Consider the following 12,709-nt stretch of genomic DNA (forward strand, 5'->3'; position numbering starts at 1 on the left):
ATTATTGCACCACACCAGTTTCAGTAATTTTTACATCCGCATGCACATCGACTTCCATCTTTGAATAAATATCCCTCCAATTTTTCACTTTTCTTAAACCTCTCGAATGGCTTAAAATTTCTTCCCCTAATCCAACCGGATCAATGTTTTTCTCTTTAAACATATCGATCATCTCCATACTGTTCTTCACAATTTCCTTTTCAAACGCTTTTTCAGCTTTTTTTAAGATTTCCGGACGAACAGTCCCTTCCGAATATTCGCGTAGATACCCTTCAATTTCCAGCTCTATCGTTAAATGGAACGGATTTTTTTCATCGATGTTCGCTCTTCTTTTCGAACGGATGCTTTCTATAGATGCTTTATTTCCATCATCCATTGTGATCGTATGAATTCCTTTAACATATCGATCGGAAAGAAGCTTAAAATAAAAAAGCTGATCATTTTCGATTTCGCCAACCATTTTGTCCTTTTGAAACAAGGCAAGTCCAGTTATTTTGACATGGTCGTTTTTCTTTTCTAATAAAGGTAAAGAAGGGTCTTTTCCTTTCATGCGAAAGTTGCGCAAATATGTGTGTAAATTGATAATCGGCAAATTTTCCCGGTGCATATTATGCTCCACTAAATTACGAAAGTACGTGGCAGTCCCCTGTTGTCCATATTTTCCTTCCAGCAAATTTTTCGCTTCACCTTTGCAGACCGCTAAAATAACCTTTGAACCGACGCTTGCATCTCGTTCAAGCGAGTCGACATATTTTTCAATTCCCTGTTTTGCTACGTCTTCACTGTAAAGAGCAAATTGCAATTTTCCATAAACTAGAGGGGCTGGCGACTCCTTTTGCAAATCGGAAATCAGATCCCTGCTTAAATCTGATTCGACCGTCATCACCTTGCTGTCGACCGGCTGCTCCTTTTTATATTCAGGAGCAACAATGGTTCCTTTAATTTTATTGCCTTCGCCGACATCGTATCCAATAACCATCACTAAATTGACATCATCAATAATTTCTTTATCCAGACATCCATAAAGCATCAGCATGAACAACATAATGAAGGAGAGAATTTTCCACATGTTTATGTTCTCCTTTTCCATAAATCCCGTACAAACGTAATGAGGTATAAAACCGGAATATAGCAAAATACAACACCAAGAGCATACGTATTGATGATCTTATTTAATAATTGAATATCTTCTTTATCAACAATGACATTGACTATAAAAAACATGACGACCAGAACAGAAATGATTGCCTTCTTTTCTGTTATTCCAAAAATTTCTGTTATACCTCTTTTGGCGCTCCACAACATGACGCAAATATTCGGCAAGATGACGAGAGACCAGGAAGCAATGCCGATATATTCGAATCTTTCAACAAAAGGAAGTTCAACAATTTTCCACATCGCTAGCGTCGCCCATTTATTGCGCAATATTTCTTCTTCCGCAGAATAATAAACGATCGAAACAATCATGATGATGATATATGAACAGGTTGTAAATAAATTTCCAATATGAGCCCATTTTTGGGATTTGTCAATATTTTTGACAAAGGGGTAATACAAAAAAAGAGTTTCAAACCCAATAACAGTTATGACCATCTGCATCGTTCCCATGAAAATTTCCTGAGGTGAATGATCCATGATTGGCAAGAGGTGCTGAAGATCTGCAAAACGAGTCGGGAAAATTAAAAATGTAAGAAAAATCCAAAGCGGCAGAACCACTCCAAAAAAAGCAAATCCGGTTACTACCCGAAATCCACCGTTAAAAATGTAATAAAGCAATCCCATAAAAATCGCGGTATAAATCCAAATATTTAAATCTTCAAACATCCACACCTTCAAAATTTCAATATATCCTATTAATATGGCGCAGCTTCCAAGAAAAAAATAGATGATCCAAACAATGTTCAATCCATTGCCGACCCATTTTCCAAACAAATCGTGCTGCAGTGTCATTAAGCTTCCGCTTGAACGTTTCAAAATTTGATAGATCATCCAAATGTACAGATGAACAATAAGACCGATCAAAATAACTGAAATCCATGAATCATGTCCCGCATACTTGACGACATTTTTTTGAAAACCTAATACACCGATGCCGAATTGAGTGCTGTGCACTAAATAAAAAACGAGCGGTGCGGAAACTTTATGACGTTCTGCTATTTGCGCCAAGTTGGATTCCTCCTCTTCCGCTGTTATTCATCAATATCTTTATTTTCCCTCGATTTCTCTTCATCCATTCGTTTCGGCTGCTCCGTCCGCAGCTGTTTCGGACGTTCATTCATCATTGAAAACGGCATACGCAGGAATGCATCTTTTAAATCGGAAATTCTCGGAGGATAGATTGGCTCCAAAAAAGGACGTCCGAGAGAAGTTAAACGTAAAAGATGGGTCGCTAAAAAACAAAAGCATAAAACGATTCCTAAAAGACCGTACATTTCGGCAAACATGAGAAAAGGAAAACGCAAAAGCCTGATCGTATTGCCCATTTTATAGACAGGTGTTGTAAATGATGCTAATGCAGCAAGCGCTACAATGATGAGCAAAATATTGCTTGTTAAACCTGCTTCCACACTAGCTGTTCCGATTACAATCCCCCCGACGATGCCGATCGTTTGTCCAACCTTTGTCGGCAGCCGGGCGCCCGCCTCACGCAGCAATTCGATCGTTCCTTCCAAAAACAGCGCCTCTAAAAAAGGCGGAACTGGGACCTCCCTTCTGGATGTGACAAAATTGTTTAGTAAATCAGTTGGAATTAACTCATAATGATAATTTAAAACAGCTACATAAATCGGTGTTGCCAATATGGAAAAGGAGACAGCAAACAGGCGGATAATACGGAAAAAGGAAGACAAAATCCAATTTAAAAAATAATCTTCAAACGATGCGAAAAATTCGACAAGAGTTGTCGGACCGATTAATACATGGGGAGAGCCGTCCACAATGACCGCTATTTTCCCTTCCGCCAAAATGGAAACTACACGGTCCGGTCTTTCCGTATCCAACAGCTGAGGAAAGGGAGAATTATGATTGTCAGAGATCATTTCCGTAATGTACGAACTATCATTCACTTGATCAATTTGGATATTAGAAATTCTTTGCCAAACCGTAAATACATTTTCCTCATCCGCTATGCCTTCTATATAGATGATCGCTAATCTCGTTTGCGTCAGCCTGCCAATTTTTAAAGTCCGAATGCGCAGTTCTTCAATCGGCAATCGTTTTCGAATTAAATTAATATTGGATTCAATGGACTCAACAAACGCCTCTTTCGGACCGATGACCGTAAATTCCACTTCCGGGAGTGTAACTTCTCTAGCTTTGTTTAATTTTGCATTAACGAGCAAGCACGGAGATCCATATTCGCTTAGCGAAATCATAACAAAGCCTTCCAAAAGCTTTTCCTTCATTAAATCCGTATCAATGGTTAAAAAAATATCTTTGACCGGTAAAATGTTTTTTAGTTCTTCTAATGACTGCCAATATTTTGAGTGAATCGGCTTTAAAATGTTTTCATTTAATATATTTACATCCACTAACGTTTCAAAATATGAAATCCAATATTTGATATGGCTTGTATTGACGTCATATTGAATAAAATCAGTAGAACTGCGGAAGACAGCAAACAATTTTTCAATTGAATCTTTTCTTTTCCAATTTTGCTTATACATTCGGCTCATTCATCCCACCTCTTTCCATTATTTTTTCAAGCCATCTTTTTATTTATTCAATTAAATTTCTTCTATAGAAATAATGAGAAAAATGGTGAAAACGGAGGAGGCTGAAACGAAATAATTGCATTTTCCTATATAGAAAATTGAATTTCCCAGACAATTGGACGCGTATCATCTTAATCATGATGATTCGCTCAAATGATTTACACCGTTTACGATTGTATTACCGCGGAAAAAAAAGAGCGCGCTCTTTGAAAGGATGCGCACACGTGGAAAAGAATCAATCATTTGAGGAGATGCTAACTGCTTTTCGCCCTTTAATTTTTCACATTATGAAAACTTTAAATATTTATACAGACCAAGACGAGTTTTTTCAAATAGCAGCGATCGCCCTCTGGAAAGCAAGCATCAATTATGACGAACAGAAAGGACGGTTTGCCACTTATGCTTATGCAACGATAAAAGGCTCGCTCATGACAGAATTAAGGAAAAAACAAACATATAAAGAAAGGCATGTTCTTCATGCGAATGACATAATAGCTGCAAAATTGGAATTTTTTCCATATACAGACATTGAAGCAAGAGATTTATATGAACGGATTGCCCCCGCTTTATCAGATGCTCAACGAATTTGGTTTACCATGTATTTTTTTGAAGGAAAAACTCAGAAGGAAATTGCAGAGGAGCTAAATGTCACAGTCAATAAAGTAAAAAATTGGAGAAAAGGAGCATTAAAAAAATTGAAGAAATATGCCGTAAAGGCACGGGAAGAACAGTGAACAGTCTTTAATAGCAGTTTTTAAGAGGAAGATGTGCCAAAAATTAAGAAGCTGACATCGGTCAGCTTCTTGGATCTTTTGTATATCGGTAAACAATGCTGCCACCGCGTTTTGCTGTTCCATGAAAATGTTTAAAATCTTCCCTTTCGATCAGCACTTTGCGAAACGCCATAAAATCTTCCTTTGATACACAATATTCTTCCAGTTCTCCATCACGAAGCTTGTTTAAAATGTCTTGTATCTCTTGATTTGTCAACTCGACCATCTCCTTTTCTATGAAAAACAGTCTACCGAGCAATGGAAACTTTTTACCTATTTTTTTGCGATTGTCCAAAAAAACTTTACAATTCTAAAGAAATCATGCAAAATATTTGAAAATCCATAAAAAAGGAGAGAACAAATGAAAATTGCTGAAGTTGGAGATGTTATTGAATTTAAAGACGGTCTCAAAGGAATTGTCGAAAAAGTAAATGAAAATTCCGTCATCGTCGATCTTACGTACATGGAAAACTTTCGGGAAATGGATCTGGAACAAAAAACAGTAGTTAATCATAAAAACTATAAAATTGTCGGAAAGTAAAACGGAGAATTGAATGCTCCGTTTTACTTTTTCTTATATTAAAGAGTTTAGTGCCATTTCAAGAATTTTTTACAATTAACGCAAGTTTCGGCAGGTTCTTTTATCAAAAAAACGCCTCAAGCGACTTGCTTTATCGGTTGTCCACTTTTTCCGGGTACAAATCATGGTTCATCATACGATACTCCGCCATTTTCTCGTATTTTGTTCCAGGACGTCCCCAATTGACATAAGGATCAATAGAAATACCGCCGCGCGGCGTAAATTTTCCCCATACTTCGATGTAGCGGGGCTCCATGATCTTGATTAAATCATTCATGATAATATTAACACAATCTTCATGGAAATCGCCGTGGTTGCGGAAGCTGAACAAATAAAGCTTCAGCGACTTGCTTTCCACACATTTTTTGTCTGGAATATAGCTGATATAAATGGTCGCGAAGTCCGGTTGTCCGGTGATTGGCCTCTGTTTTTCACAAACAGGTGGACTATATCATATTCTTATTCAACTGCGATATTGAATAAGAACCCTTGCGCTTCCACCAAGATAATATATGCTGTCATCTTGGTGTACTCTACTCTCTTCCTCCAACACTACTCTTACTCGCTTCATGCTGGAGTGATTTCGATAGTCTCTGCACCTTCCTCAAATTTAAGAAGAAGATTCCCTTAAATTTGAGGCTTGGCTCAGGGTTGGAAAGATAATGGGAATAAGAGACAAGAACATGTTTTTCTTTTATTCGATTACAATTGCCATTTTCGCTTTTTACTCCATTATCCTCTTCCCCTGAATTCACAAGGTTTATCCGACAGTGTCGCCACTGAAGTGTGCCCTTATTGACACAAGCTGGTAAACTCCGGACAATTGAACTTCACGAAATAATCGCGGTCTGGATGTTTATTATCGAATACTTCCAACACTTCTGGGCTGTATTCAAATAAATATTTTGTATTTTTGTTGCCTAACAGCGTCAGATCTTTCAATTCATCATCTTTTCTTCCAGCCATCTTTTTTCATCCTTTCCTATTAATTTACACTCCGCGCTTGTTTCCCCAAACAAGTGCATGAAGCTGCGGCAAAACTCGAGCATCGTTCATTTCTTTTGATTGAACAGTCAATTCGATCAGCCATTCTAATTTTTCTAAAAGCTGATTTCTCAGGAGGTGATCATTTTGTTCGTTTACTTGATCATTTCCAGGCTGCAAATAAAATGAAATATTTGGATAGCGAAGGTGGACGTTTTTCGCGTAATCAAAATCTTCCTCATTAAAAACAACAACTTTTAGACTAACATTGTCTTTCCGTCCGCCATCGATCAGCCGCTTCATAATGTCATCAAGCACAGTAAAGTTCGTTTTCATCCCTGAACTAGGAGGCTTGGGAGAAAGAGTTAAATCATCGATTAGTAAAAACCAATCTTGATAACGGCTTCCCTGTGTCTCCAGTGCAGTGCGAAATCCTTGCTCCCTTAAAAGGATAATCAATTCATCCAATCCTCTAATCAATGCCGGATTTCCGCCCGAAATGGTGACGTGATTGAAGCGATCGCCGCCAAGCTCAATAAGATCGTCCAAAATTTCCGCTGCTGTCATTTGTTTAATTTCATCTTTTGCTGAACCGTTCCACGTAAAAGCTGAATCACACCAGCTGCATGAATAGTCGCAACCGGCCGTTCGGACAAACATTGTTTTTTGTCCGATCACCATTCCTTCCCCTTGAATGGTCGGTCCAAAAATCTCGATGACCGGTATTTTTTTCATTATTTCATCTCCCTTTTCGGACGGTACACAACATAGCTTGTCGGCGTTTCTCTGACAAACACCTGCAAGCATTTCGGTTTATTCGGGAGTACATTTAAATGATCCTGGACAATTTCCCAAATTTTCCGCGCAACCACTTCTGTCGTTGGAAAGTCTTCGCTGTTTTGACCATTGAATACATCCGTATGGTCATTGAGCAGCGTATGGTCAAATCGATCATGAACCCATTTTTTTAAATGCTGAAAATTCACAAGGAATCCTGAATCATCAAGCTGATCACCGCAAATAGTGAGATTGACGAAATACGTGTGGCCATGTACACGGGCGCATTTCCCCGCTTTTTCATGCGGGATGTAGTGTGCAGCAGATATTTGCATATCTTTATTCAGCTCATAACTATAATTATGAAAAACTTGCGGATAAAATTGATGAAGCATCACGTATTAGCTCCTTTTTCAGCCAAATATTGTTCCAATCCCCTTTTTCTCAATAAGCAAGCAGGGCATTCGCCGCATCCGTCGCCAATAATGCCGTTATAGCACGTCAACGTTTTTTCGCGAATGATATCGAACACCCCTAACTCATCGGCAAACTTCCACGTTTCCGCTTTATTGATCCACATAAGCGGCGTGTGAATCACAAAATCCTCTTCCATCGCTAAATTAATCGTTACATTGCAGGATTTTACGAACACGTCCCGGCAGTCAGGATAGCCGCTGAAATCCGTTTCACATACACCTGTCACAATATGTTTCGCTCCCAGTTGTTTCGCCAAAATGGCGGCAAATGTCAAAAAAACTAAATTCCTCCCCGGAACAAAAGTGTTGGGAAGCTCTCCTTCCTTTTGTTCAATTTCCATATTTGAACGCGTTAATGCATTCGGCGCCATTTGATTTAATAAGGACATGTCCAGCACATAATGAGGTATGCCGGCTTCGTTCGCAATGTTTTTCGCTGCTTCAATTTCCTGTGCATGCCGCTGATTATAATGAAACGTGACAGCGGTCACCTCATCAAATTGTTTCTTCGCCCAAAACAAACAAGTTGTACTGTCTTGTCCTCCGCTAAACACAACGACCGCTTTCTTATTATCCATTTGAAAACGCTCCTTTCTGAAAAAAGAAAGCCATTCACACTGCCTAGCTTAAACAGAAACTGATGCTTCTTTTTCTGCTACAGAGGCGGAAGCAAGCTGTTCAGAAGCCTTTCGAAATCATCATAAATCTATTCAACTTCTAAACCTTTCGCAAACATTGAAAAAACTATATCCCAAGGATATAGTTTTCCTTAGTTTTTTATAGAGGGTGTGCTAGAACCTCTCCCGTTCTTTCGAAACGGATTTTTATTCAAGTTGTATCTTATTATATCATACAGAATTGGTTATGCAAACGGCATGCTCCGACTGGAGTCACTCAAGACTTTGTGGGCAACTTTTTTAATCGCTATTTTTTGATAGCGAAATCACTTTTTTCAGGGTACCCTCTTGGTAAAAAAATCTCCTTTTTCAAAAAACAGAATTGAGCCGAGCGTTTGTGGGCAATTTTTTATCCTCTAAATGTAGTCCATGATCATTCTACCAGGAGCAGCCGCACTTTCTTATATTACTGCCACACTTTCCCTTTCATTTAATGAGCAATCAGAGTTCTCATTAAATGAAGGCGCTAATTTTTACCTACAATAATTTTACTTTTACCTCCGCATCATGCCTTTTCCAAGCCTCTGTAGCGTGAGGTCGTTAATTCCTGAATATACTCTTTTAGTTCCGGCATTTCTTTTTTTCTAGCTAATTGAATGGCAAGGTCAATATCATATGGAACACGTATGTGCTGAATCGAAAAAGGAGCCCTTTTCTCCGAGTTGAACGTGCCTTCCAAAATGCAGTAGGATGCTTCGGGCAGGTCCAGCGGATTACCGACACTGCCTGCATTAAAAAGCGTTTTACCGGATAAATGCTGTATAAAGGCATTATGAACATCACCGTATCCGACAACATCCGGCTCCTTCGTTCCCAAACCGGTTTCAACGCTGTTTTCAAACATGGACAATCTTTTTTCAATCGAATCCCAAGGCTGTACTCTTATCCAGACGCTGAAAGGGGATGCATGAAAAAGCCGCAGCCGGCGGCCGCTCATATAAAAATCAATGGAAAACGGGAGGCTACGCAAATATTCTATGTCTTCTTGCGACAACTGATTTTGATGCCAGCGAACGACATCGTTTACATCTTCCCTTGTAATCAGCTCGTCCCAGTTTCCTTTTAAAACAAAATCGCAGGAGCTGCGGACGATATCGATCGCTTCTTTTGATTCAGGTCCTTTTCCGACAAGATCTCCTAAACAAAAAATTCGATCTACATTTCGCAAGCTTATATCTTTCAATACAGACGACAACGCCGGAATATTCCCATGTATATCAGAAATGACCGCGATTTTATCCAAATAAACTCCTCCTTCATTTCCCTACTATTTTATCATGATTTGTTATCGTCTGGAATTTTTTTGAACATTAATAATATGAAAAAGGCAATGCTCATATACCCGAACAGCGGATAAAGCGTGGAAATGAGCTTTCCGTATCCTATCAGGCTGACTAAATAACATAATAATAGGATGAAAATGACACCAGCGATTTTTGCCAAAGGCTTTTCCGATGATAATTGCCGTTCCAAACCATACAGATTGCCGATCAACGATGAAAATATTTCTCCAAAAATAACAAGGATGTATATGTAATAAAAGCCTGAAAACAGCTGCTTGACAATTTCAGCCATTGGGATTTCAAAAAGCCCGGCGTCCGGCAAATGCAGAAGGGAGAAATAGCTGGAAAATAAAATGAAGCTTAATCCGAGACCGCCTACAACTCCGCCCAATTTAATGGCGCTTTCATCCTTTATTGCGTTTGCGAGCGGAACAAGTACAGCCTGAGCAAGAGAGAGATTAAAAGAAACATATAAAAAGCTTGATTTGACTGGTTGAAACACTCCATCCAACGATAAATCGATAAAATCACCCCTTATGATGGCTTCAATGGAGATGATCAGGCTAAACAAAATAAAAAGCGGAACAACCAATAGATTGACGGAAGACAGCCCTTTGACTCCAAACGAAATCACAGCAATGGAAAGCACAATCGTTAAAAAAATTCCAAATTGCTTTGAAAGCGACAGTTGCTCTTCAAAAATCGCCCCCGCCCCCGACAGCATGACCGATGTGATGCCAATCAGCATCATAAACATCAAGCCGTTGACTACATAAGCTGACAACGTCCCAAACAAAAATTGGTTCAACTGCAAATACGAAGATGCATTAATGCGTCTTCCGATCAACATCATTTTCGTTCCCAGCCAAACAAATAAAACGGCAGAACAAATAATTCCAACAATTCCTCCAGCGCCGTATTTTGAAAAAAACTCAACGATCTCTTTTCCCGTTGCAAACCCTGCACCGATGACAGTGCCGATATAGACAGAAGCTATTTGAAGTGCCAATACCCATTTATTGCTCATGTTTCACCCACCTTACTTTATCAACAATATATGGACAAGAAGGGAAAAAAAGACGAAAAAAATTTGTAAAAAAGACTTGAAAGTCAAAAAAGGTCAAAGTATAATAAAGTCAGAAAAGGTCAAACAGTGAATCTAACTATTGAATGATTGAGATTGTTTCTTTGATTCCAAAAGGTCAAAGAAAGTCAAAGAAGTTTCTTCTTTTGGTCAAAGTTAATCAAAGTCAAAAAGGAGGAATGTTATATGTTGTGTGAAAATTGCCAAGCAAGAAAAGCCAATGTTTTATTAAATGTACAAATCAATCACAACAAACAAGAAATGCGTCTCTGTCAAGAATGCTATCAACAATATAAACAAAAAATCCCAAGTGGTTTTTACGGATTCAGCGGTTTCGATGAATTATTTCAATCATTTATGCCAAACTCTTTTGAGAGCTTTGACCAAGCTGTTCAAGCACAACCGAAATCAGGGGGCGGAAAACAGAACGGCTTCCTCGATCAATTCGGCCGAAATTTAACGGATGCTGCAAAAGCTGGGTTGATTGATCCTGTCATCGGCCGCGATGATGAGGTAAGACGAGTGATTGAAATTTTAAATCGACGCAACAAAAATAACCCGGTTTTAATCGGAGAACCAGGCGTAGGGAAAACAGCTATTGTGGAAGGACTAGCCTTAAAAATTTCTCAAGGAGACGTTCCGCAAAAATTAAAAAATAAAGAAGTTTATTTGCTGGATGTTTCATCACTTGTCGCCAACACGGGAATTCGCGGACAATTTGAACAGCGGATGAAGCAGCTAATTCAAGAATTGCAAGCCCGAAAAAACATCATCCTGTTTATCGATGAAATTCATCTTTTAGTCGGCGCCGGTTCTGCGGAAGGTTCTATGGATGCCGGCAACATATTAAAGCCAGCGCTCGCCCGCGGTGAGCTTCAAGTTGTCGGAGCAACAACTCTAAAAGAATACCGGCAAATCGAAAAAGATGCAGCCCTTGAACGACGCTTCCAGCCGGTTATTGTGAAAGAACCTTCCATTGAAGAAGCGATCAGCATTTTAAAAGGAATTCAAGAAAAATATGAACAATACCATCAAGTCAAATATTCAGAAGATGCGATTAAAGCTTGCGTCACACTATCTCATCGATATATTCAAGACCGCTTTTTGCCTGACAAAGCCATCGATTTAATGGATGAAGCTGGTTCAAGATTAAACTTAAAAGCCGAGCCGGCTAATGAAGCAGACATCCACGAGCGGCTTAAACAAATTGCCCATGAAAAAGAAAAAGCGCTAAAGGAAGAACGATACGAACTTGCAGCTAAGCTTCGCGACGAAGAAGCTGCCCTTGAAAAGCAGCTTGAACAAGGAAAGGACAAACAGCAAGCAATCGTTCAAGTAGAAGACATTCAAAAAATCATCGAAGAAAAAACCGGCATACCAGTCGGCAAGCTGCAAGAGGATGAGCAAGCAAAAATGAAACATTTAGAAGAAAACTTGGCGAAAAAAATTATCGGCCAAGAGGATGCTGTCCGGAAAGTGGCAAAAGCCATTCGCCGCAGCCGCGCTGGATTGAAAGCAAAAAACCGACCAATCGGATCCTTCCTGTTCGTCGGCCCGACTGGCGTTGGAAAAACGGAATTGTCGAAAACATTAGCTTTGGAGCTGTTCGGTTCAAAAGATGCCATGATTCGCTTGGATATGAGTGAATATATGGAAAAACATTCTGTTTCAAAATTAATCGGCTCGCCTCCAGGCTATGTCGGACATGAAGAAGCAGGACAATTAACGGAAAAGGTTCGTCGCAACCCTTACTGCATTATCCTGCTGGATGAAATTGAAAAAGCTCATCCAGATGTACAGCACATTTTCTTGCAAATATTAGAAGACGGACGCTTGACAGACAGCCAAGGCCGCACCGTCAGCTTCAAAGATACGGTCATTATTATGACCTCTAACGCTGGAGCAGGTGCAAAACAAGTTCACGTCGGTTTTAACAGCACGGTGGAAAAAGAATCAAGCATCCTTGAATCTCTCGGTTCATTCTTTAAGCCTGAATTTTTAAACCGTTTCGATGCCATTATCGAATTTAAACCGCTTGATAAAGAAGATTATTTGAAAATAGTTGATTTGATGCTTGAAGAAGTTCGGAACACGTTGAAAGAACAAAACATTTCATTGGACGTAACAGAAAAAGCAAAAGAAAAATTGGTAGAAATCGGCTATCATCCATCGTTCGGCGCTCGTCCGCTTCGCCGCGTCATTCAAGAACATATTGAAGACAAAATTGCAGACATCCTGTTAGACGGTGAAGTGCACAATCATTTAATCGCCGACGTAGAAAATGAAGAAATTGTTATTCGTTCATAACAGCTGCCCTAACAGTCCATTAGGGCAGTTTTTTTATTTGGGAGCAGCATCGCAA

Annotated in this window: 12 protein-coding genes, 2 pseudogenes and 1 riboswitch; of the genes and pseudogenes, 3 read left to right on the plus strand and 11 right to left on the minus strand. The window is 39.3% G+C overall.

The window, feature by feature from the left end:
* Position 1 precedes the first annotated feature (1 nt).
* The 3 genes from NSQ94_RS12095 to NSQ94_RS12105 are packed head-to-tail and all read right to left on the minus strand — an operon-like array spanning position 2 to position 3,665.
* A complete protein-coding gene (locus NSQ94_RS12095) occupies positions 2–1,069 on the minus strand; it encodes a Ger(x)C family spore germination protein (protein ID WP_066247951.1) in 1,068 nt (355 codons plus the stop codon).
* Positions 1,070–1,071: 2 nt separating this feature from the next.
* Positions 1,072–2,166: a GerAB/ArcD/ProY family transporter gene (locus NSQ94_RS12100; RefSeq protein WP_066247950.1), complete on the minus strand. Its 1,095-nt coding sequence runs from the start codon at positions 2,164–2,166 to the stop codon at positions 1,072–1,074.
* A 23-nt stretch (positions 2,167–2,189) separates the two neighbouring features.
* The gene (locus NSQ94_RS12105; protein ID WP_066248007.1) at positions 2,190–3,665 is read right to left on the minus strand and encodes a spore germination protein; all 1,476 of its coding nucleotides are present in this window, start codon (positions 3,663–3,665) and stop codon (positions 2,190–2,192) included.
* A gap of 272 nt (positions 3,666–3,937) precedes the next feature.
* Between NSQ94_RS12105 and NSQ94_RS12110 the strand changes: the two genes are divergently transcribed.
* Positions 3,938–4,447, plus strand: a complete 510-nt coding sequence (locus NSQ94_RS12110) for a sigma-70 family RNA polymerase sigma factor (RefSeq protein ID WP_063389353.1) — start codon at positions 3,938–3,940, stop codon at positions 4,445–4,447.
* Positions 4,448–4,508: 61 nt separating this feature from the next.
* Here NSQ94_RS12110 and NSQ94_RS12115 read toward each other — a convergent pair whose 3' ends face one another.
* On the minus strand, positions 4,509–4,712 hold the full coding sequence (locus NSQ94_RS12115; protein ID WP_063389456.1) for a hypothetical protein: 204 nt from the start codon (positions 4,710–4,712) through the stop codon (positions 4,509–4,511).
* Between the two features lie 135 nt (positions 4,713–4,847).
* Between NSQ94_RS12115 and NSQ94_RS12120 the strand changes: the two genes are divergently transcribed.
* Positions 4,848–5,027, plus strand: a complete 180-nt coding sequence (locus NSQ94_RS12120) for a DUF2187 family protein (RefSeq protein ID WP_063389354.1) — start codon at positions 4,848–4,850, stop codon at positions 5,025–5,027.
* A gap of 130 nt (positions 5,028–5,157) precedes the next feature.
* Here the strand turns inward: NSQ94_RS12120 and queF are convergent.
* The 7 genes and pseudogenes from queF to NSQ94_RS12155 all read right to left on the minus strand — a co-directional run.
* A pseudogene (queF, locus tag NSQ94_RS12125) lies at positions 5,158–5,481 on the minus strand (preQ(1) synthase); the annotation flags it as partial.
* Between the two features lie 383 nt (positions 5,482–5,864).
* Positions 5,865–6,032: pseudogene (locus tag NSQ94_RS12130) on the minus strand (NADPH-dependent 7-cyano-7-deazaguanine reductase QueF); the annotation flags it as partial.
* Positions 6,033–6,056: 24 nt separating this feature from the next.
* Entirely contained in the window at positions 6,057–6,785 is a 729-nt protein-coding gene (queE, locus tag NSQ94_RS12135; protein ID WP_066247946.1) for a 7-carboxy-7-deazaguanine synthase QueE, read from the minus strand.
* Positions 6,785–7,222, minus strand: coding sequence for a 6-carboxytetrahydropterin synthase QueD (gene queD / locus NSQ94_RS12140; protein ID WP_066247944.1), 438 nt, complete (start codon positions 7,220–7,222; stop codon positions 6,785–6,787). Before queD ends, queE begins: the two co-directional genes overlap by 1 nt.
* Positions 7,222–7,881 carry a 7-cyano-7-deazaguanine synthase QueC gene (gene queC / locus NSQ94_RS12145; protein WP_063389357.1) on the minus strand — a complete coding sequence of 220 codons (660 nt, stop codon included), beginning with the start codon at positions 7,879–7,881 and terminating at the stop codon, positions 7,222–7,224. The genes queD and queC overlap by 1 nt, the downstream gene beginning before the upstream one ends.
* Positions 7,882–8,066: 185 nt before the next feature.
* A riboswitch (PreQ1 riboswitch) is annotated at positions 8,067–8,110 on the minus strand.
* A 375-nt stretch (positions 8,111–8,485) separates the two neighbouring features.
* Positions 8,486–9,223, minus strand: a complete 738-nt coding sequence (locus NSQ94_RS12150) for a metallophosphoesterase family protein (protein WP_066247942.1) — start codon at positions 9,221–9,223, stop codon at positions 8,486–8,488.
* A gap of 32 nt (positions 9,224–9,255) precedes the next feature.
* Positions 9,256–10,290: a hypothetical protein gene (locus NSQ94_RS12155; protein ID WP_066247941.1), complete on the minus strand. Its 1,035-nt coding sequence runs from the start codon at positions 10,288–10,290 to the stop codon at positions 9,256–9,258.
* Between the two features lie 243 nt (positions 10,291–10,533).
* On the opposite strand from NSQ94_RS12155, the gene NSQ94_RS12160 reads away from it, so the two are divergent.
* Positions 10,534–12,654: an ATP-dependent Clp protease ATP-binding subunit gene (locus NSQ94_RS12160; RefSeq protein WP_063389360.1), complete on the plus strand. Its 2,121-nt coding sequence runs from the start codon at positions 10,534–10,536 to the stop codon at positions 12,652–12,654.
* Positions 12,655–12,709 lie beyond the last annotated feature (55 nt).

The sequence above is a fragment of the Aeribacillus sp. FSL K6-2833 genome, from assembly GCF_037965815.1.
GTDB classification, from domain to species: domain Bacteria; phylum Bacillota; class Bacilli; order Bacillales; family Aeribacillaceae; genus Aeribacillus; species Aeribacillus composti.